Origin of the sequence: Bacteroides luti (genome assembly GCF_900128905.1) — a bacterium.
Lineage (GTDB): Bacteria > Bacteroidota > Bacteroidia > Bacteroidales > Bacteroidaceae > Bacteroides > Bacteroides luti.
The window spans coordinates 1-21,755 of record NZ_FQTV01000026.1 but is presented as its reverse complement, the minus strand read 5'-3'; the positions used below and the strand labels follow the sequence as shown (position 1 = coordinate 21,755).

21 protein-coding genes are annotated in these 21,755 nt (G+C 38.6%); 15 read left to right on the top strand and 6 right to left on the bottom strand.

What is annotated here, in order from left to right:
- Positions 1–340 precede the first annotated feature (340 nt).
- The gene (locus BUC21_RS15870; RefSeq protein ID WP_073404230.1) at positions 341–1,981 is read left to right on the top strand and encodes a fumarate hydratase; all 1,641 of its coding nucleotides are present in this window, start codon (positions 341–343) and stop codon (positions 1,979–1,981) included.
- 258 nt (positions 1,982–2,239) lie between these two features.
- On the opposite strand, the gene rsgA is transcribed toward BUC21_RS15870, so the two are convergent.
- From rsgA to BUC21_RS15850, 4 genes are all read right to left on the bottom strand, one after another.
- Positions 2,240–3,172, bottom strand: coding sequence for a ribosome small subunit-dependent GTPase A (rsgA, locus tag BUC21_RS15865; RefSeq protein WP_073404228.1), 933 nt, complete (start codon positions 3,170–3,172; stop codon positions 2,240–2,242).
- A gap of 77 nt (positions 3,173–3,249) precedes the next feature.
- On the bottom strand, positions 3,250–3,810 hold the full coding sequence (gene frr / locus BUC21_RS15860; RefSeq protein ID WP_073404226.1) for a ribosome recycling factor: 561 nt from the start codon (positions 3,808–3,810) through the stop codon (positions 3,250–3,252).
- Positions 3,811–4,073: 263 nt separating this feature from the next.
- Positions 4,074–5,258, bottom strand: a complete 1,185-nt coding sequence (locus BUC21_RS15855) for a hypothetical protein (protein WP_073404224.1) — start codon at positions 5,256–5,258, stop codon at positions 4,074–4,076.
- Positions 5,248–6,636, bottom strand: a complete 1,389-nt coding sequence (locus tag BUC21_RS15850) for an APC family permease (RefSeq protein ID WP_073404222.1) — start codon at positions 6,634–6,636, stop codon at positions 5,248–5,250. The genes BUC21_RS15855 and BUC21_RS15850 overlap by 11 nt, the downstream gene beginning before the upstream one ends.
- 166 nt (positions 6,637–6,802) lie before the next feature.
- Here BUC21_RS15850 and BUC21_RS15845 point away from each other — a divergent pair, with 166 nt between their 5' ends.
- The 5 genes from BUC21_RS15845 to BUC21_RS15825 are packed head-to-tail and all read left to right on the top strand — an operon-like array spanning position 6,803 to position 12,723.
- Complete coding sequence (locus BUC21_RS15845; protein WP_073404238.1) at positions 6,803–7,618, top strand: metal ABC transporter permease; 816 nt, start codon at positions 6,803–6,805, stop codon at positions 7,616–7,618.
- Positions 7,619–7,659: 41 nt separating this feature from the next.
- Positions 7,660–10,506: a type IX secretion system periplasmic lipoprotein PorW/SprE gene (gene porW / locus BUC21_RS15840; protein ID WP_139261492.1), complete on the top strand. Its 2,847-nt coding sequence runs from the start codon at positions 7,660–7,662 to the stop codon at positions 10,504–10,506.
- Positions 10,507–10,528: 22 nt separating this feature from the next.
- A complete protein-coding gene (porX, locus tag BUC21_RS15835) occupies positions 10,529–12,079 on the top strand; it encodes a T9SS response regulator signal transducer PorX (RefSeq protein ID WP_073404220.1) in 1,551 nt (516 codons plus the stop codon).
- A gap of 14 nt (positions 12,080–12,093) precedes the next feature.
- Entirely contained in the window at positions 12,094–12,504 is a 411-nt protein-coding gene (gene tsaE, locus BUC21_RS15830) for a tRNA (adenosine(37)-N6)-threonylcarbamoyltransferase complex ATPase subunit type 1 TsaE (RefSeq protein ID WP_073404218.1), read from the top strand.
- A gap of 3 nt (positions 12,505–12,507) precedes the next feature.
- Positions 12,508–12,723 (top strand): immunity 17 family protein, encoded by a 216-nt coding sequence (locus tag BUC21_RS15825; protein ID WP_073404216.1) that lies wholly within the window; start codon positions 12,508–12,510, stop codon positions 12,721–12,723.
- A 24-nt stretch (positions 12,724–12,747) separates the two neighbouring features.
- Here BUC21_RS15825 and BUC21_RS15820 read toward each other — a convergent pair whose 3' ends face one another.
- Positions 12,748–13,467, bottom strand: coding sequence for an RDD family protein (locus BUC21_RS15820; RefSeq protein WP_073404214.1), 720 nt, complete (start codon positions 13,465–13,467; stop codon positions 12,748–12,750).
- 99 nt (positions 13,468–13,566) lie between these two features.
- Between BUC21_RS15820 and BUC21_RS15815 the strand changes: the two genes are divergently transcribed.
- The 9 genes from BUC21_RS15815 (at position 13,567) to BUC21_RS15775 (ending at position 21,472) form a co-directional block, all read left to right on the top strand.
- A complete protein-coding gene (locus BUC21_RS15815; protein ID WP_073404234.1) occupies positions 13,567–14,535 on the top strand; it encodes a stage II sporulation protein M in 969 nt (322 codons plus the stop codon).
- The gene (locus BUC21_RS15810) at positions 14,510–15,442 is read left to right on the top strand and encodes a hypothetical protein (RefSeq protein ID WP_073404212.1); all 933 of its coding nucleotides are present in this window, start codon (positions 14,510–14,512) and stop codon (positions 15,440–15,442) included. The genes BUC21_RS15815 and BUC21_RS15810 overlap by 26 nt, the downstream gene beginning before the upstream one ends.
- A 7-nt stretch (positions 15,443–15,449) precedes the next feature.
- Positions 15,450–16,067: a DUF4129 domain-containing protein gene (locus tag BUC21_RS15805; RefSeq protein WP_073404210.1), complete on the top strand. Its 618-nt coding sequence runs from the start codon at positions 15,450–15,452 to the stop codon at positions 16,065–16,067.
- The gene (locus BUC21_RS15800) at positions 16,064–17,332 is read left to right on the top strand and encodes a DUF4350 domain-containing protein (protein WP_073404232.1); all 1,269 of its coding nucleotides are present in this window, start codon (positions 16,064–16,066) and stop codon (positions 17,330–17,332) included. Before BUC21_RS15805 ends, BUC21_RS15800 begins: the two co-directional genes overlap by 4 nt.
- 6 nt (positions 17,333–17,338) lie before the next feature.
- Positions 17,339–18,310: an AAA family ATPase gene (locus BUC21_RS15795; protein WP_083547734.1), complete on the top strand. Its 972-nt coding sequence runs from the start codon at positions 17,339–17,341 to the stop codon at positions 18,308–18,310.
- Between the two features lie 6 nt (positions 18,311–18,316).
- The gene (locus BUC21_RS15790) at positions 18,317–19,627 is read left to right on the top strand and encodes a DUF58 domain-containing protein (RefSeq protein ID WP_073404206.1); all 1,311 of its coding nucleotides are present in this window, start codon (positions 18,317–18,319) and stop codon (positions 19,625–19,627) included.
- 496 nt (positions 19,628–20,123) lie between these two features.
- Entirely contained in the window at positions 20,124–20,684 is a 561-nt protein-coding gene (locus BUC21_RS15785) for a hypothetical protein (RefSeq protein WP_073404204.1), read from the top strand.
- Positions 20,685–20,689: 5 nt separating this feature from the next.
- A complete protein-coding gene (locus BUC21_RS15780; protein WP_073404202.1) occupies positions 20,690–20,902 on the top strand; it encodes a hypothetical protein in 213 nt (70 codons plus the stop codon).
- Positions 20,903–20,932: 30 nt separating this feature from the next.
- Positions 20,933–21,472, top strand: coding sequence for a hypothetical protein (locus BUC21_RS15775; RefSeq protein ID WP_073404200.1), 540 nt, complete (start codon positions 20,933–20,935; stop codon positions 21,470–21,472).
- Positions 21,473–21,562: 90 nt separating this feature from the next.
- Here the strand turns inward: BUC21_RS15775 and BUC21_RS16535 are convergent.
- Positions 21,563–21,755 (bottom strand): hypothetical protein (locus BUC21_RS16535; RefSeq protein WP_217653511.1); only part of this gene is annotated, 193 nt, incomplete at its 5' end.

Sequence of the window (21,755 nt, the reverse complement as noted above, 5' to 3'; positions counted from 1 at the left end):
TTGGAATATTATACTCCAATCGAATTTATTAATACACTTAAAAAACATAGGAGAGAGTTGCGTTTATAACTTGAATTCTGCTATTATAGGGGGTGGAACTAATTTTTCCGCAGCTTATAATCAGTTCTTTAACTTAAAAAGTAAAACGTATTGTCAGAAAACGACCTTATAAGTTTGCTTCAGAAATGAAAAAACATGGTTAAAAAGTGTTATGTGTTTATTTATGAGATTTTTATCTTCCTTTTTACCTTGGTTAAGAAGAATTATCCTTTAATCAAATTCCTTAGAAGAGTTTTTTAGTATCTTTGTGGCACGAATTTTATTTAAAAATAATAAAGATATGGCAACACCCCCGTTTAAGTATCAGGCTCCGTTCCCAATGGGAAAAGATGAAACTGAGTATTACTTACTTACCAAAGATCATGTATCTGTAAGTGAATTTGAAGGAAAAGAAATCTTGAAAGTAGATGCCGAAGGCTTAACTATGCTTGCAAATGCTGCTTTTCGTGATGTAGCTTTTATGCTTCGTCCTGAGCATCAGAAACAAGTCGCTAAAATCCTTTCTGATCCGGAAGCTAGTGAAAATGATAAATATGTAGCTTTAACTTTCCTTAGAAATGCTGAAGTTTCAGCAAAAGGAAAACTTCCTTTCTGTCAGGATACTGGTACTGCAATTATTGTAGGTAAAAAAGGTCAGCAGGTTTGGACCGAAGGATGCGATGAAGAAGCTCTTTCTAAAGGTGTTTATAAAACCTATACAGAAGAAAATCTTCGTTATTCTCAGAATGTTCCTTTGGATATGTACAAAGAGATCAATACAGGATGCAACCTTCCTGCACAGATCGACCTTTATGCAGTTCAGGGTGCAGAATATAAATTCCTTTGCATTGCTAAAGGTGGTGGCTCGGCTAACAAGACTTACCTTTATCAGGAAACAAAAGCTCTGCTTAATCCAGAGAAATTAGTTCCTTTCTTGGTTGAAAAGATGAAAACTCTTGGTACTGCGGCTTGTCCTCCTTACCACATTGCTTTCTGCATTGGCGGTACATCTGCTGAAACTAACCTGAAAACTGTAAAACTTGCTTCTGCTAAATATTACGATAACCTTCCAACTTCAGGAAATGAAGGCGGACAGGCTTTCCGTGATGTTGAACTTGAAAAGCAAGTATTGCTCGAAGCACAACGCATGGGCTTAGGTGCACAGTTTGGTGGTAAATACTTCGCTCACGATATCCGTATTATCCGTATGCCTCGCCACGGTGCTTCTTGTCCTGTAGGTATGGGTGTATCTTGTTCTGCTGATAGAAACATCAAGGCTAAGATCAATAAAGAAGGTATTTGGATTGAAAAGATGGAAGATAATCCTGGACAATACATCCCTGAAGAATTGCGTAATGCAGGCGAAGGCGATGCTGTAAAGATCAACCTGAACCAACCAATGGCTGATATCCTGAAGGAACTTGATAAATATCCTGTTTCAACTCGTTTGTCTTTGAACGGAACAATCATCGTTGGTCGTGACATTGCTCATGCTAAACTGAAAGAACGTATCGACGCAGGTTTAGGTCTTCCTCAATATGTTAAAGATCACCCAATCTATTACGCTGGTCCTGCTAAGACTCCAGCCGGAATGCCTTCTGGTTCTTTCGGACCAACAACTGCCGGACGTATGGACTCTTATGTTGACCTGTTCCAAGAAAATGGTGGTAGCATGATTATGATTGCTAAAGGTAACCGTAGTCAGCAAGTTACTGATGCTTGTCAGAAGCATGGTGGTTTCTACTTAGGTAGTATTGGTGGACCAGCTGCTATCCTTGCTCAGAATAACATTAAGAAAGTAGAATGTCTTGAATATCCTGAATTGGGTATGGAGGCTATCTGGAAAATTGAAGTTGAAAACTTCCCTGCATTTATCCTTGTTGATAATAAAGGTAACGACTTCTTCAAACAAATCAAACCGATTTGTGTAAGTTGTAAGTAATTGATATAATTACATATAATATTAATGCCCCGGTTCTTTAAGGATTCGGGGCATTATTTTTCTTGAAATATCTGCCACCTGCTACCATTTAGAAGTTAATCTTCTGAATATAAGTATAATAGTCTAGTGGCAGATAAGAATAGTAAACAATTTATCTACCACTAAAACCGATTATCTACCACTGATTTACAATGGAAGGTTACCGAAAAGATTATTTGTGGGAATAAAAATGCTCCGAAGAGCTTTAGAAATAAACGTTTAATACGCAGCGCGATATTTTCCTTCCTCCTTATCTTCCAGAATATTGAGATAAGAAGTGTAGCGTGATTCGCTGATAAGATGTTGCTCTACGGCTTTGCGGACAGCACAGCCCGGCTCATGACGATGAGTGCAGTTGTTGTACTTACATTTATCGGACGTTTCGAATATTTCGCGGAAGTAATGACTTACTTCTTCATCCTTCATGTCGAATGTACCGAAACCTTTTATTCCTGGGGTGTCAATAATATATCCATCTCCAGTAACGGAAAACATTTCTGAGAAGGTGGTGGTGTGCATCCCTTTGTTGTGATAGGTTGATATTTCTGCGGTTTTTATATCTATATCAGGTAGGAGAGCATTGATCAGTGTTGACTTTCCAACGCCGGAATGTCCCGAGAAAAGAGTGATGTTCCCTTCAAGGGCTTGTTTTACTTCCTCCAGTCCGTCACCATTTTTGGCCGAAATCTTAAAACAAGGATAGCCAATCTGGGTATAGAGATTGATAAGAGCGTCGAGATAACGAAGTTCATCCTCATCGTATGCATCAACTTTATTAAAGATAATCTTTACCGGAACCTGATAGGCCTCGGCAGATGCCAGAAAACGGTCAATGAAAATAGTAGATGTCTCGGGATAATTCACGGTAACCACTAGTAAGCACTGGTCGAGGTTTGCCGCAAGTATGTGTGATTGTTTGGAAAGATTGGAAGAACGGCGAACTATATAATTTTTTCTGTCCTCAATCTCGCTGATAAAAGCGGTGCCTTCCTGATTCATTATAATCTGCACATTGTCGCCTACGGCAATTGGGTTGGTGCTTCTTATTCCCTTGAGACGGAAATTTCCTTTGATTTTACACTCTACCAAACGCCCGTCTTCGGTTTTTACCTGATACCAGCTACCTGTGTTCTTTATAACTAATCCGCGCACTTTTTTATTTATTTGTTATTGGCTTAAAAACTTCAGGGAACCGAATTCTACAGAAGTCAGTTCCCCGAGCAGTTTTTTTATACAGTCATAATTTCTTTTTCCTTAGCAGCGATCATTTCGTCCACTTTCTTGATGTACTTATCGTGAACTTTCTGTAGGCGTGCTTCAGCATCCTTTTCTTCATCTTCAGCCAAGCCGTCTTTCAATCCTTTCTTCAAATGATCAATTCCATCGCGGCGGGCGTTACGGATACTAATCTTTGCTGTTTCTCCGTCTTTGCTGCTTTGTTTTGCTAAAATTTTACGTCTTTCTTCTGTAAGTGGTGGAATTCCAAGACGAATAACTTCACCATTGTTTTCAGGCATAATACCAACTTCAGAATCGATAATAGCTTTCTCAATTACTCTAAACATGGTTTTATCCCAAGGTTTGATTATGATGCTTTTTGCATCTGGGGTAGAGATTGCAGCCACATTGCTTAGAGGAACCATACTTCCGTAAGAGTCTACGCGGATACCGTCCAGGATTCGTGTGTTAGCTTTACCGGCGCGAATGTGAGCCAGTGATTCATCAAGATACATAATGGCCATGTCCATTTTATCTTTTGCGTCGTTAATACAACTGTTTACGTCAATCATCTTAATTGGTTTTATAGTTTATTTGTTCTTCTATATGTTTCGAATGAGCAAAAATAACAGAATTTTTGAAAACCTGCAACAGTTTACCGCTTTATCCTTACATCTAAGCTTTTGCAACGGCATATTTAAGGCTGTTTGCGGTGAATGAATTTGTTTTGCGTGTAGAGTAAAAATAAAAAAGGTGTAGACCTAATTAAATTTAGATCTACACTTTTTATTGAAAAGGAGTACCTCAATCTGTGAACTAAACCTGATAGATTATCTTACTCTTCGTTTTGTTTTTTCAAGATGCTTAATTGCAAGTTTGACTGTCGGGCATAACCCATCCGGAAGTTGATAGGTTTTGGATTCATGGTCATATAAGCTTCACGCAAATCGGGCTGAGGATATTTTCCAAACATGCTGATTGGCTTGCTGAATGAACCGTAGAGTTGGATGTCCCATTTAGACTGATCGTAATAACACCATGGAATGCCCGAATCGTCCTGCATAATCGCCGAAACATGACTCAGAATAGCTTCACGGATCTTTGAGAAATAAGTCATGTGCATCAGGTAAGAAGCCGATTTGATAAAGCAGGCAGTTGTTGCTTTATCCAGTTTGTCTACGTAAGCCATCAACTGCTTATTCTCCGGAAAGCCACCATTGCTCAGGTCGGTTGACAGGAAGTATAGTGTTTGTAGCTTATTTGTTCCACTCTTGAAGAACTTAAATTCCACCAGTTTACTTTGATTATTTACTGGCGATCCGTCTTCCTCTGTTCCAACAATCTCGCCTTCATCGTTAATTCTTTTATGCTCGATGCTCACAATTTCCCTGTCGGAGCGAGCCATCAGCATAGAGATGATGGGAACTACCCCGTCTATGGTATCGTTTGAGAGTTCCTGCTTCATATCAATGGTACGGAAAAAACTCAGGTTCAGAATGTCTGAAACAGCATTCTGGTATAAACGGTAGGTGGCTATCGATGGGTGTTTAACTTTTATAGGATTTCCTGCCCGTTCCAGCCCGATAAGAAAATAGGTGTCCATATCAGGGAAGAAGGTGTTTGGAAATAGATAATCAGGCCCTCCGAAAGGGTAGAAAATAGTCTTATATTCGCTGTTTATTGTACCGAGCTCGTTTTGTGAAAAAGCCATCACTTTAGGAGCCGATTGGAGGAATGAGTTCCATATCTGATCCATATTCTTGCTATGTTTCTTCCACTCCTCTGTCTGCGTGAGCTCATATAACTTACTTTTCTTGTTTTCTATAGGCATACCTGCCACGAAGCGGGCGGCATCGTTGAGCTCTTCATTACTTTCCAGCTTCGGCCCGTCGGCCTTTTGAATAGAATCACTGTCGGAAACTGCTTCAACAACAACGTTTGCACTCTTTTTTTTCTGCTCGCATGAGGAAAAGGTCAGTAACATTCCTGCTGCAAGAAGCATTACATACTTAATGTCCATCTCTGTTAAAACTTAATTTGTAGTTTAATCTTTTGTAAACAACCCATCTGTTTGTCCGGTAAATTAGTGCACCCGATACGAGAGTCAGCAAACTCATCAGTGTCATCCACATAACATCCTGCTTGCCTTCAATAAAAGTCAGGATAAAATCTTCACGGACAAGGTATACTATTGACCAAACGATTAATAAAATAAAAATAATAGGAGTAACCGGATATCCCCATGTCTTGTATGGACGATTGGCTTTAGGAAAGCGTCGGCGATGTACAAAGACACCCACAACCGTCATCAGAGCAAAAAAGGATAAGGTGATTCCTGTATATTTGGTTACCAGCTCAAAAGAGTTGGTAATAATTAGCAATACGCTGATAAAATACTGCACCCAAATGGCAATATATGGTGTGCCGCGTTCCGATCTTCTGGCTAAAGGGCGCAGAATATAATTGTCTTCTCCCATTACCTGAGAAACTCTTGGTCCCAGAAATACCATGGAGCTGATGCTTGATATTAATAAAAGAGCTATAAGCAGGCCCATTATGTTACCAAATGTAACTCCGAATATGTGTTGCGCGGCTATTAAGCCCACCTCCAGCTGCCCGCTCATTTCTCCGGCAGGCGTTGAAAGCAGGAATATAGCGTTGATGCACAGATAAAGAACGGTTACCACTAATGTGCTAATAAAGAGAGAACGGGGAATGGTACGTTGTGGATTTTTAATCTCGTTCGCCATATAGGCTGAGGCATTCCATCCGGAGTAAGCATAATATACCCATACCAGCGAAACGGCAAAGCCGGTTGAAAAAACATCTCCCCAAGAGAATGCAGAGAAGGAGGTTGTGAAACTTTGCTTTTCCAAAGGAATTATTACTCCACAGACAATAAATCCCAGAATTACAAGTATTTTGAAGAAAGTAAAGAAGCGCTGTACGGCGCCTCCAACCTTAACATCGTAAGCATGAACGAGGGTGATAATAGTTAATACCAGAAGTCCTACCAATACTGGGTTCAGCACAGGAAACATTCTGGACAGATAGCTGCTTAGCGCCATACTGGCCAGTGCTACCGGGGCGGCAAATCCTACAATCAGGGAGGCCCATCCGGCCATAAATCCCAATTCGCGGTTGTAAATAATACGCAAGTAATTGTATTCACCTCCCGAACGAGGCATTACAGCACCAAGTTCTCCGTAAACAAGCGCACCGCAAAGAGCAATTATTCCACCCACCAACCAAAGTAGCAGAATGGAGGCTATGTTTGTGGTGCCAAGCAGCTGAAAACCGAGGGATGTGAAAACTCCTGTGCCAATCATATTTGCAATGACAAAGGCTGAAGCTGTAGTTAAACCGAACTTGTACGTGCCGTATTTGTTGTTATTCATGTTTTTCACAATGTTGTGTGTGCAAAAATACAATTAAATCTGTAACTTTGCAGGAATAAGAAAAAAATGTGTGTGAATAATTCTGAATATATATTTAAGATATATAGCAGTCTATAAGATAAGAAGTTACAAGTTAACAGTTATCAACTAATTTTATAAAAAGATGATGGATCTTCTTCAATATACTTTCTTTCAACATGCTTTGGTAGGTGCTTTGTTTGCAAGCATAGCTTGTGGAATTATCGGGACATATATCGTAACCCGTCGGTTGGTTTTTATTAGCGGAGGGCTAACTCATGCTTCCTTTGGGGGGATTGGTATCGGACTTTATACGGGCATTTCGCCTATTCTTTCGGCTGCAATATTTTCTGTATTGTCGGCTTTTGGAGTAAGCTGGCTTAGTAAACGGAAAGACATGCGCGAAGATTCTGCTATTGCTGTATTCTGGACACTGGGTATGGCGCTGGGTATTATATTTACTTTCCTGTCTCCAGGCTTTGCGCCCGACCTTTCAGCTTTTCTTTTTGGTAATATATTGACTATTACTAAGCTGGATATTATAATGTTGGCAACGTTGTCTGTTGTACTAGCCACATTCTTCTTTTTCTTCATTCACCCCATCATATATGTAGCTTTCGACAGGGAGTTTGCCCGTTCTCAGGGCATTCCGGTTGCATTAATTGAATATATCCTGATGCTGTTTATTGCCCTGACCATTGTTTTTTGTTTAAGAATGGTGGGAATTGTGCTTGTTCTTTCGTTGCTTACCATTCCGCAAATGACGGCCAACCTGTTTACGTTTAACTTTAAACGGATAATATGGATTTCCATCTTTATCGGATACCTGGGATGTTTGGGCGGATTACTGATTTCTTATTTTCTGAATGTACCTTCGGGAGCCTCAATTATATTTTTCTCCATCATTATTTATGCTGTTTGTAAGTTGATAAGCAGCTCTTTTCTTCGTTTGCAGAAACAATAAAAACGGTAAAGTTCAGTTTTATTTAAGTAGAACTGTAAAAAATGAATGGTAGATTGAGTGGAAAAAATATATTTCTTATCGTAAGCATTCTGTTGCTGATTAGTCTTGCCGGCTGTTCTGTAAAAAAGAACACAGCGGGTTCTCGTTTTTATCACTCTTTTACTACTCGTTATAATGTCTATTTTAATGGTCACGAAGCCTATAAAAAAGGTGTCGAGGCCATCGAAACAGGTAATAAAGACAGTTATCTGGAAATGATCCCTCTTTATCCCATTGAAAATAAAAAGACAGTGGGGCTGGGTAAGAGCGACTTTGACCGGGCAATAGAGAAATCACAGAAAGCAATCAAACTACACTCCATAAAGAAAAAGCCGGCACGCAAGCCCGGAAAAAAGACTCCTGAAGAGAAACGCTGGCTGTCACAAAAAGAGTATAATCCTTTTCTGCATAATGCCTGGATGATGATGGGGAAATCTCAGTTTTACAAAGGTGAGTTCCTCGAAGCAGCATCCACTTTCTCCTATATTACTCGTCTGTATGATACAAATCCTAAAGTGTTGGCCGAAGCAAATATCTGGCTTTCCAGATGTTATACGGAGATGGATTGGTTCTATGATGCGGAAGAGGTGCTCACTAAACTGAATAATGACAGTCTGCCTTCGGGTATGATGCCCGACTACTCTGCTGCGTATGGTAACTATCTGCTGAGACAGAAAAGATTTAAAGAAGCAGTCCCGTATTTGCTGACCATCATTAAGCACGAAAAAAAGAAGAAACAAAAGGCGCGTGAGTATTATCTGCTGGGACAAGTTTATCAGTCTTTGGGAGATAATGCGAAAGCTTATGAGTCTTATGGCAGAACAATTGCGCAAAATCCTCCTTACGAACTGGAATTTAATGCAAGGATAAAACAGACAGAAGTGGTTTCATCTTCCAATGCCCGCAGTGCAATAAGTAAGCTGCATGGCATGGCCCGCAATGAAAAGAATAAGGAATACCTCGATCAGGTTTATTATGCAATGGGAAATGTTTATCTTTCATTGAAAGATACTGTGAAAACCATTGAACAGTACAGGAAAGGGGCGAAAGAGAGCACAAGAAACGGAATGGAGAAAGGTATTCTTTTGCTGAAACTTGGCGATCTTTACTGGAACAAAGCCGATTATGTAAAGGCACAGGAAGCGTATAAAGAGGCTATCGGACTAATTGATAAGGAATACACAGATTACGAAAGACTGAATAAGCGTTCGGAGGTGCTCGATGAACTGGTTACTCATGTAGTAAATGTTCAGTTACAGGATAGTTTGCAGCACCTGGCTTCTTTAAGTGATGCTGAAAGACGGGCGGCTGTTGATAAAATTATCAAGGAAGTTAAGCGAAAGGAAGAAGCTGAACGCAAAGAGGCTGAGCGCCAGCAACTGATGCAAAAAAGAGAAGAAGTGGTGAATGACCGACCTGTACTTAGACAAACTGCTCAGAAAGTGGTGAGTACCGGTGATAAGTCGTGGTATTTTTATAATCCTCAGTTGGTGGAACAGGGGAAAATGGATTTTCAACGTAAATGGGGGCGCCGCAAGTTGGAAGATAATTGGCGGAGAAGGAATAAAACAGTGATCTCTGCCAATGAAACTGAAGAAAAGAATGAGAATGAAGAGGTTGCAAGAAAGGATAAATCCACTAATGTGGGCGAAAAAGAGCAGGCTTCACTGACTGATACTGTAGTTACCGATAATAAGAATCCTGAATTTTACCTGCAACACATTCCGCTTACAGAGGAGGCTATGAAGGAATCTAACGATATTTTGTCGGACGGATTGTATAACATGGGAATGATTTATAAGGATAAGTTGGAAGATTATCCGCTTGCTCAGAAAACTTTCTCTCGCCTCTACACGCAATTCCCTTCTTTCGGTCGTTTGGATGAAGTGTTTTACAATCTTTATCTGATGAATTCAAGGTGGAAAAAAGAGGTTGAGGCTACACTCTACAAAGATATGCTTATCTCGGAATTCCCGAAAAGCAAATATGCAGTAACAGTTGCCGATCCTGATTATGCTTACAACGTTACTCATGGAAAACATCTGGAGGATTCACTCTACGCAGAGACTTATGCTGCTTTCCAGAAGAATGATTATGATAAAGTGAAGAAGAATGCTGAACTTGCACAAAAGAAATATGCCATGGGGCAGCACATGCCTAAGTTTATGTTTCTCAATGCTATGGGAATGCTGCAATCCGGAAATCAAAAGATGTTTCTGTCTACTCTGAAAGATATCGTTACTAAATATCCAAAGAATGAAATAACAGAACTGGCTGCCAATATTATTAAGGGAGTGCAGGATGGAAGGATTCTGGCTAAGGGAAGCACAATGTTCGGCTCTATTTGGGAAAGAAGAAATACGGAGATGGGAGCGGAGGTTGCCGTGGCAGATACTACTCAGAATAAGTTTAGTACCGAAAGGGATACGCCTTACTTGTTTATTCTGGCTTATGAAGCGGGGAAAGTAAACGAAAATCTTTTGCTGTATGAAATGGCTCGTTACAATTTCTCAAGTTTTATAGTGAAGAACTTTGATCTCTCTTTTGTGAAGAAGAATGGTGTTGGAATGCTTCATGTAAAGGAATTTACTAATTTTGATGAGGCTTACCAGTATGCCGGTTTGCTTTACAAGAATAAAGAAATGGCACAGAAGCTGAGTGGTATGCGGGCACTGATTATTTCTCGGCAAAATTATGAATTGTTGTCAAAATATTATAGCTTTGACGATTATCAGGATTTCTATCAGAAGCACTTCTCAAAGATTCCGGAAATGCAGATTAAAGGTTATACTTTAGATGAACCGGTATTCGAAGATAAAGATGTGCAGGATAATACTGACGAACAATAAATTAGTTAAGGAAAAACCATAAATGAAGAACGATCATTTGCTCTGGGTTGATGATGAAATTGATTTGCTGAAACCGCATGTTATGTTTTTGCAAAGCAAAGGATATGAAGTGAGTACTGTTACCAACGGACAGGATGCACTCGATCTTTGCAGGGAAACTACCTTTGATCTTATTTTTCTGGATGAAAATATGCCCGGACTTAGTGGATTGCAAACTCTTCCGCTGATTAAGGAAATTTGTCCTACTGTGCCGGTTGTAATGATTACCAAGAGCGAAGAAGAGAATATTATGGATATGGCAATTGGTTCTAAGATTGCCGATTATCTGATAAAGCCGGTCAACCCCAATCAGATTTTACTGAGTCTTAAAAAGAATCTGCACCAGAAGGAGATTGTTACGGAAGTTGCAAATACAGGTTATCAGCAGAACTTTGGGAAGATTGGTATGCAGATCAATGACTCTTTTACTTATACCGACTGGATGGAGGTGTATAAAAGGTTGGTATACTGGGAACTGGAGCTGGAAGGAGCGGAAAGCAGCATGACCGAAATGCTTGCTGCGCAGAAAACGGAAGCCAACAGTGCTTTTATTAAATTCGTAAAGAAGAACTATCTCGACTGGATTGCCAACCCGGAAAGCAGGCCATTAATAAGTCCGGATGTATTTAAAAAGAAGATATTTCCCGTACTTGATGCCGGTGAAAAGGTTTTCTTTATTGTTCTCGATAATTTCCGGTACGACCAGTGGAGGGTGCTGAGCAATGAATTGGCAGATTACTTTTCTTTTGAGGAAGAACTATATTTCAGTATTCTCCCTACCGCTACACAATATGCGCGGAATGCTATCTTTTCAGGGTTGATGCCGAATAAAATAGCCGAAATGTTTCCCGATCTTTGGGTGGATGAAGATGAAGAAGAGGGCAAAAACTTGAATGAAGCTCCTCTGATTCAAACACATATAGAACGTTACCGACGCAAGAATACTTTTTCTTATAATAAGATTAATGATTCCGCCGGAGTTGAAAAGTTACTGAGTAATCTTAATAACCTAAAAGCAAACGACTTAAACGTGGTTGTTCTCAACTTTATCGATATGCTTTCGCATGCCAGAACGGAATCGAAAATGGTTCGCGAACTGGCTTCTACGGAAGCTGCTTATCGTTCCATTACATTGTCTTGGTTCAGGCATTCTTCAATAAAGGAACTATTTAAAGTGTTGTCGGAGAGTGATTACAGGATAGTAATCACTACTGATCATGGAACCATACGTGTAGATAATCCGATAAAAGTAATTGGCGACAGAAGCACTAATACCAATCTGCGTTACAAGCTTGGAAAGAATCTGAGTTATAACCTCAAAGAGGTTTTTGAAATAAAAGATCCAAGAAAAGCGCAGCTTCCTTGTCCTAATGTTAGTACTTCTTATATCTTTGCAGGCGGAAGAGATTTCTTTGCTTATCCAAACAATTTTAATTACTATGTATCTTATTATGCGAATACCTTTCAGCATGGGGGCATCTCCATGGAAGAAATGATTATTCCGTTAATAAGAATGCAAAGTAAAAAACGATAATACAGACTTTATATATGGAAATTAAAATTAATTCTTTAGACAATATCAAGGAAGCTGCTCGTGAATTTATTGCTGCAATGGGCGATAATACTGTCTTTGCTTTCTACGGAAAGATGGGTGCTGGTAAAACTACCTTTATCAAGGCTATATGCGAATATATGGGAGTAACAGACGTGATAAACTCTCCTTCGTTTTCTATCATTAATGAGTATCGTGCTGAAAGTGGTGAGCTTATTTATCATTTCGATTTCTATCGCATCAATAAGGTAGAAGAGGCTTATGATTTTGGGTACGAAGATTATTTCTATTGTGGTGCCTTGTGTTTTATAGAATGGCCGGAGTTGATTGAAGAGCTTTTGCCGTTTGATTGTGTAAAGGTAACCATTGAAGAACAGGAAGACGGAAGCCGCAAGGTAACTTTCTAATCAATGAACCCTAAATATGTAGTACAAGGATTATTCATAGTGGCGGGAATTATTTCTATTCTCGCTGCTCTATTTAATTGGAACTGGTTTTTCTCTGCTCAGAATGCACAGTTTATTGTTCGGAATATTGGCAGAAAATGGGCCAGAGTATTTTATGGAACTTTGGGGCTTATTTTAATTGCTGCAGCTGTATTCTTTTATTTTCAGGTAAATCAGTAATTTTCAAGCTTCAATTACTTAGTTTTAGATGTCTACATAAGCGTAATACTGATAATCTTTTACCAGTGTTTCAAGGAATTTTTCATCACTCAATTGGGTGTTTATCCCTAATAATTCTTTAATCTTGCCACTTAACTGACTAATGTAATTGTATCTTTCCTTTCCGTCCACACTAAGCGCTTTCTCAATGACGTTGATTTGTTCCAGAGACAAGTCGCCTGCCTGCGGAAATACCGGATGGTAATTGGCTTCCAGGTGAGAATATTCGTCCAGACTGACATTAATCTTGCGATAATCATTTAGTTTTATAACCATTGTTCCTGCAGCCAGATCGCCAATGCGCTGACTCTTCTTTGTCATCAGAATAAAAATAAGACCTAATCCTCCGGTAATGGTGAAGTCTATAAGGTAGAGTAGCCAGCGAAGTAAATAAGCTCCAAAAGTAGGACTTGAGCCGTCGGCCATAACTACCCGTATGTTCATAATCATTTTTCCGATAGACTGGCCGTGATTAAACACTTCAAACAGCAAAGAGTAACAAACAGCAGGCAGAATAATAAAAAGTAGATAAGATACCTGATATAATACTAATGTAGGAACCTTATTAAAAAACGAGATGGTGGCAAAAAGATAAAGGATAATGATAACCATATCTATAAGCCGGGCAATGATTCTTTCGCCCACACTTGCAGGAGTCTGGTTTATCTGTACATATTGTCCTGTAATAATTGTTGTATTTGCCATGTTGTCTGAAAAACTTTGATAATTAAGTTGCAAATATATAATTTATAATTACTTTTTCTGTTATAGATGTCCAATAATTTAAAAAGACAATTAAAACGGATGAAAGAAGTCTCTTTTATAAGACAGAATATAGAAAAGTGGAAAGAAGTTGAAAAGATTGTTGAACAGGCAGAACAAACTGATCCTGACCGTCTTGCAACAACTTACACAGATATTACATCCGATTTGTCATTCTCTCAGAGTCATTATCCTACTTCCCGGATAACTATCTATCTGAACAATCTGGCCTTTGCACTTCACAACTCTATTTACAAAAGTAAGAAAGAAAAAAGATCTCGTATCATTACTTTCTGGACTAAAGAGATACCTCTTGTTATGCTGAATTCGCGAAAGGAATTGTTCTATTCTTTTCTGATTTTTGCAATAAGTGTGTTTGTTGGTGTTGTTTCAACAATGAACGATGATACTTTTATTCGCCTGATTTTGGGCGACGGCTATGTAGATATGACTTTGAACAATATAAGAAACGGTGCTCCAATGGCTGTTTATAGTGGAGCGCCTGAAGTTTCAATGTTTCTGGGTATCACCTTAAATAATATAGGTGTCTCGCTGTATACCTTCGTTATGGGGTTATTTACCGGATTTGGCTCGGGATATCTCTTGTTTAAGAACGGAGTTATGCTTGGAGCATTTCAGGCATTCTTTTTTCAGCAAGGTTTGCTGGGAGAATCTATGTTGGCAATCTGGATTCATGGAACGTTGGAGATATCTGCCATCATAGTGGCCGGTGCTGCGGGTCTTACCCTTGGAAATAGCTGGCTGTTTCCGGGCACTTATTCCCGCAAGGTTGCTTTTATGAAAGGTGCAAAACGTGGCCTGAAAATAGTAATTGGTACTTTGCCAATCTTTGTTGTGGCAGGTTTCCTGGAATCGTTTATCACACGCCACACTCATCTTCCCGATTTTATAAGATTAGGAATTATCCTGCTTTCACTAATATTTGTTCTCTATTATTATCTCTATTTACCAAAAACATTACGCTATGAACTACCCGAGAAAAAAGATTAATTTTTATCAGAAAAGAACTTTAGGAGAAAATATAACTGCTACATTCGACTTCCTGAAAGACAATTGGAAGCCCATCGTGAAGTTGTGTTTATATGTTTTATTGCCTTTGTCAATAGTACAGGGAGTATTTATGAACAACCTTAGTTCTGCTGCGGTAGATGCTGTAATGTATCCTCCAACAACAACCGCTTCCTTAGAGGCATACAGTCCAACTATCATTATAAACTACATTTTATTGGCACTGTTTTATATGATTGGGCATAGTATTCTTGCGGCTATAGTATATACTGTAATGCAGAAATATCAAAGCAGTGAAACATCAGAAATATATTCTGTGGCTGATATAAAGGACAATTTCATATCATTCATGAAGCAGTGTTTTATCCTGATGGTGTACGTTATGTTTATATCAATCGGATATTTGGCAATAGTAGGTGCTTTGTCTTATTTATTCCCTTATCTGCTTATTTTAATTATCCCCGGAACGGTAGCTTTGATTATTCCCTTAACACTTATTTACCCGGCTTATATATTGGGCGAAGGAAGTGGCACTAATAATGCATTGAAGGAATCTTATAGATTGGGATTCCCTACCTGGGGCAAATTGTTTTTACTGGTTCTTGTTTTAGGAATAATCAGCAGTATAATAAAGACTGTTGCTCTTTTGCCCTGGTACATAGTTTTCTTTGTAAGTAAAATAATGGGGCAGGTAGCCGGTGGAGTTACAACATCAAACTCGGTATGGGTAGATTTTGTTACCTATGTTCTTGCGGCTCTTCAGGCTTTTGGCACTTATCTTGCCGGAATCTTCATATTTGTTGGTGCAGCTTTTCATTATTTCAGTGCTTTGGAAGCCAAAGACTCTGTTTCTGTAAATGAAGATATTGATAATTTTGAGCAATTATAACTATTAGATGCACACTACGGATACTTTACTCTATGATACTGCAAAGATAGCGCGCTATCAGGCAGATAGTCATTTTGATTATAATTCACAGTTGGTTCACAAGAATTTTAATTTATACGAGATAGTTATAAATTGGTTTCGTGAGCTGATGCAGCGTTTCTTTGGAAGCGTGATTGCTGATAAGTATTCCGGAACAATATTAGCTGTGTTTTTTGTTCTGTTCATTTTATTGCTAATCTTCGTTGTTTATAAGAAACGGCCCGAACTTTTTTACAGAGAAAAGAAGTTTATGAAGTATAACGTGGAAGAAGAAACCATTTACGGAGTAGACTTTAACAGCGAAATTAACAATGCTTTGAGCCGAAAAGATTATCAACTGGCTGTTAGACTGGTTTATTTGCAGACATTAAAACATTTGTCAGATTTCAGATGCATAGACTGGCAGACTTATAAAACACCGACAGAGTATTTGTATGAAATGAAACGCAAAGGAGTGAGCGATGAGTTCCGCCAACTGACCAACCGTTTCCTGATGGTTCGTTATGGAAATTTTGAAGCAACGGAATCTACTTACGAAACGGTTAAAAATCTGCAGCAGATAATATGGAAAGGAGGTAATTGGTGAAAGGCAATCTTAAATTTATTGTTTTTATTCTGCTCCTTATTCCTGTAATGTTTTATTTTGAACAAAGCTTTACCAAAGAATTTTCCTGGGATGCCTCTTTTAACAAAAACGACAAACAGCCTTTTGGATGCTTTGTTTTTGATGATGTGTTATCTTCTTCCCTGAAAGGAAACTATTCGCTTTCGGATAAAACCTTCTTTCAGCTGAATAATGACTCAACTGCCAGACCGAAGGCTTTTTTAGTTTTGTCAGATTATGCTTTTATGGATTCATTGCAATTCCGGTCAATGATCAGTCTTTTGCGAAAGGGTAATAAGGTGATGTTTGTATCTTCCACTTTTTCGCCTTATTTAGTAGACTCATTGCGAATTACTGCTCATAATTCCTTTATAGCTTATAATGATATAAAAGCGATGACACAGCATACAAGGAAAAGAAAACCATTGTTTCTGTGTAATACTGTTTTGCCATGCAAAATTTACAGATTTTATCCCCAGATATGCACCGATTTTTTCTCTCAAGTTACTCCTGATGAACCAAAGATGAAGGATCAATCGAAAGATAAAAGGAAGCATACCTGGCTTTCGGAGACACCTTCTACCGTACTGGCAAAGAACAGAGAAGGGTTCCCTGTTGCTTTTAGCAAGAAGGTTGGAAAAGGTGAACTTTTTTTGGTCTCAACACCCTTGTTGTTTACCAATTACGGGATATTGGATCAGCAAAATGCCGGTTACGTGTTTAGTCTGCTTTCTTACATGAAAGGAATGCCTTTGGTTCGTTATGATGCTTCCAAAACCAAGAGCGAAGCAAAAGACACGCCGCTTCGTTATTTCTTAAGTCAGCCTCCATTAAGATGGAGTATTTACTTGTCTATGTTTGTCCTGATTCTGTTTATGCGCTTCAATGCAAAAAGGCGGCAACGGATTATTCCTGTTATAGAACCTCCGGTAAACACAACGCTCGACTTTATTAAACAGATAGGTACATTGTATCATCAGAAGAAAGATTACCTCGGAATTTTGCGCAAGAAAAAGGTGTATTTTGCAAAAGCACTCAAAAAGGAGACCTATATAGATATTGAAGAGGAGGCTCTAACGATGGATCTTTGCCATAGACTATCCAACAAAACAGGAATGGAGGCGGAAAAGATTTATAAAATGCTGAAAGAGCTGGAGTTACTTCAGTATGATATACCTATTGATGAAAAGACCTTGAAAGATTATATTGACCGAATGAATGAAATTATAACTAATTCCAATAAATAACATATTATGGAAGATACAACGAGCAGAATAGACTTGACTGAATTTTCGGAAAAGATCCGTGAACTTAAAAGCTGTATTGCGGAAACTATTGTGGGGCAGGACATAGCTGTGGACTTAATTCTTACCACCATACTTGCAAACGGACATGTTCTTATAGAAGGAGTGCCCGGAGTTGCCAAAACATTACTGGCGAAACTCGTTGCAAAGTTAATAGACGCTGATTTTTCGCGCATTCAGTTTACTCCGGATTTAATGCCTTCGGATGTGCTGGGAACAACTGTCTTTAATATGCAGAAAAATAGCTTCGACTTTCATCGCGGACCGCTTTTCGGCGATGTGATTCTTGTGGATGAGATAAACCGAGCTCCGGCAAAAACTCAGTCGGCTCTCTTTGAGGTGATGGAGGAAAGGCAGATTACCATTGATGGCTCTACTTTTAAGATGGGCGATCTTTATACAATTCTTGCAACCCAGAATCCTGTAGAACAGGAAGGAACGTATAAACTTCCCGAAGCACAGATAGACAGATTTTTGATGAAGGTTACCCTTGATTATCCTTCTTTGGAAGATGAAGTAGCTATTCTAGAACGACATCATCATCAAACCGACTTTGTGAAATTGCATAGCGTGAAACCTGTGCTGAAGAAAGAAGAGTTGCTTTCATTAAGGAACTTGGTGAAACAAGTATATGTGGATGCCACATTACTTCGATATATAGCATTGATTATTCAACAGACAAGAACCAGCAAATCTGTGTATTTGGGAGCTTCGCCCCGTGCTTCTGTCTGCGTGCTTCAGGCGGCAAAGGCTTTCGCCATATTGCAGGGAAGAGATTTTGTAACGCCCGAGGATATTAAATTTATTGCCGTTCCGGTGTTGCATCACCGCCTTTTGCTTACTGCTGAGGCTGAAATGGAAGGCTACTCTGCCGTAAAGGTTACCCGGAGATTAATTGATAAAGTAGAAGTTCCGAAATAAAAAATTATGTTTCTGACTAAGAGGTTTTATCTGTTTTGCATTGTCCTTATTCTGTTATTGGGAACGGGCTACATGGTTACAAGTCTGTTCCTTGTGGCACAAATCGGCGTGTTTGCTCTTATTCTGGCTGTGCTTTTTGATATATGGCAGCTTTACTGGAGAAGTTCAATAAATGGTTCGCGCTCTTGTGCCGAACGCTTCTCTAACGGAGACGATAATCCAGTGAAGATTTATATTGAAAATAACTACCCGTTCACTGTCCATCTGGAAGTGATAGATGAGATTCCCGTTATTTTTCAGCGCCGCGATGTAGCTTTTCACCTGAGCCTGGATGCAAATAAGAGTAAAACGATAGAGTATAACCTCTGTCCGGTGAAAAGAGGGGAGTACTCTTTCGGAGTAATCCGCATTTTTACCAGCACTTCTCTGGGGTTGATTGCACGCAGATATAATTGCGGCACTCCTGCTTCCGTAAAGGTTTACCCGTCATACCTCATGCTTCATGAATATGAGTTGATGGCAATGTCGAACAAACTCACGGAAATTGGAATTAAAAAGGTGAGACAGTTAGGACATCACACAGAGTTCGAACAGATAAAGGAATATGTGAAGGGAGATGATTACCGTACTATCAACTGGAAAGCCACTGCACGCCGACATCAGCTAATGGTAAATACCTTTCAAAGTGAACGGTCGCAACATATATATAATGTTATTGACAAGGGGAGGGTTATGCAATCGGCCTTTCAGGGAATGACTTTGCTTGATTATGCCATTAATGCCTCACTGGTTCTTTCGTACATTGCCATTCATAAGGACGATAACGCCGGACTGATAACCTTTGAGCGACAGTTCGACTCGTTTGTCTCTGCCTCTAAGAAAGAGGGGCAGATGCAACTATTGCTCGAAAATCTCTATAACCAGAGCACAACCTTTGGAGAAAGCGACTATTCTTCGCTCTACATTCACCTGAACAAACACATTAGCAAACGAAGTTTCCTGATTATCTATACCAATTTTGACAGTATTGTGGGTATGGGACGTCAGCTGAGTTACCTTCGTCAGTTGGCTCGTCAGCATCTGGTGCTGGTTGTTTTCTTTGAAAACGCTGAGCTGAATACCTTTATACAAAAGAATCCCGGCACAACTGAGGAGTATTGTCAGCAAACCATAGCCGAAAAGTTTGCTTTCGAAAAGCGGTTGGTGGTCTCTACCCTGAAACAACATGCCGTTTACTCATTACTCACCACGCCCGATAAATTGTCGGTCGATGTAATAAATAAGTATTTAGAGATTAAATCCCGTCATCTTATTTAGACGGTTAATATTTTACTGCTGATAACTAGCTATTCCATTCACCCCTCCTTTTTTGCTAATTACTGAAAGTGAAAGAAATAGGGTTCAAAGATGACAGAAATATACACGTATGTAAATGAATAAAATACTAAAAATATTAAGTTTGTTTGATTAATTGTAATTTAATTTTTAATACATTTGCAAATTAAGTTATACACCGTCAAAGACTAAAAAGGTGTACAGTATATGCTAATATCTAGCAGCAGACAAGTATCTGCGGACGAAATACAAAGAAAATACCAACCTGTTTGCATACAGGGGATTGGTATATCCATAAATTAATAGTGTGTCTGAGATATTATTCAACCAGATGAATTATTTAGGTGATTTAATAATATGAAGAACTATGTGGAGGGAGACTTTTAAGCAAGGCTCTGTGAGAATGCTGAGGTAAAATTATTTGGCTTTACTTTGCGGTAATTTTAGGAAAGAATAGAAATTAAATAACGAATATAAAATGGGACTATACATTCAATCTTTATCGAATATTCCACTTGACGCAAAACGGAATTATTTTATTTATCTTCTTGACTATGGTTGGTCAGAACCTCTTGGAGAGGTTCTTATGAAGAATTATGAAAAAATGGCTTCAATAGCTGCTGAAAATGAAGCAGTAGTTATAAGGGGAACTGATAGAGTTCATTTTGAAGACGAAGTTCTATCTTGGCATAACATTAATGGTGAAAATGCAGAAGAAATGTTACCTGCTATCCTAATTACAAATCGAAACCCACATGAATTTAGATTTAGAGATAAATCGGATTCTATAGAGGCTGATCTAAAACTGATTTTTATTCCATTAAAGAGATTCTGTAAAACAACTACCGAAGTTGTGATACTTGTTGAAAAACTATTTAATGATATCATAAAGAAAAAAGATCTTAATGATTTTGCTATTTCAAAGGAATTAAAGAAAGGAATTGGTCGAGCTATGGCAGATTCAATTATTTTACAACCAAATTTCTCTGGAATAGGATTCGATTTCAATAAACTAATAAATTATTTTACTAATAAATAAATAGCATGTACTCTGAAGAATTAAAACGTTTAAATGCAAAATGGGCTGTTTTTAGTTGCCTTTGGGACAGTGTCAGAAAAACAAATATTCCAAGTACTAGAGTTTCTCCAATATTTGAAACCAGAGAGGAAGCATATAATTATTTAAGAGAAAATTACCCTAACGCTGGAAATGAATATGGGGTTTTTAAGACAGATAGGGAAACTGGATTCTATTAAAAACAAAATACAACGAAAAACTCATTCAATATGCTTCGCAAATCGAAAATAGCAATAAAGGATCTAAACCAACATCTCATCGAACTTGACAATGTGACAAATATTCTGCAAGGTAATACTTGGAAAGCATCTTTAAAAGACACAATAAATTTATATTTGGGAGCTCAGTCTTCAATCTCAAAAAGGCTCGATGAATTATATTTTACTAAACGTGTACCGTGTGTAACTCAAGGAGCCACTGTGCTATCTACAATGAATGTCTATGACAATTATATGAAAGAAAACTTTAAAGATTTAATTAAGAAAGCTATCAATCATATTGAAATAAATGGAGTTTATAAGAATGAATCAAAGACAAATTTTTTAAGCAGCTTTAACAACGCACAAATAATATGCGCAATAATTACGGCTATTGGAATTATTTATGGAATTGGTAATTATCTTGGTAGACTAGAAAAAGATAGAGAAATTATTGAATCTGACTCAAAAAGAAATGAGACTGAAAAGAAATACAAAGACTGCCTTTATGAAAATGAAAATCTGAAAAAACAAATAGATAAAAAGAACTAAAAACTACTGCTAATACATAGAGGTTCGTGCGGTTGACACGACCCAGCATAAAGCACTGGTTGAACCTTATTCCCGCTTGCAGGAACTCCTTCACCAATAAATAAAATCCATTGGTGAATGGCTTTCAGAGAATCTAATTTTCTGTTTTTTCTTTGTGTTTTGCAAACTATGAAGCAAAAGCAGAAAGCTGTCGAGTAGGCCTGAGCATTCCAGCTCAAGCCTCTCACAGAACCGTGCGTGACAGTCTCCCGTCACACGGCTCTTCTTATTCAAACTATATGAG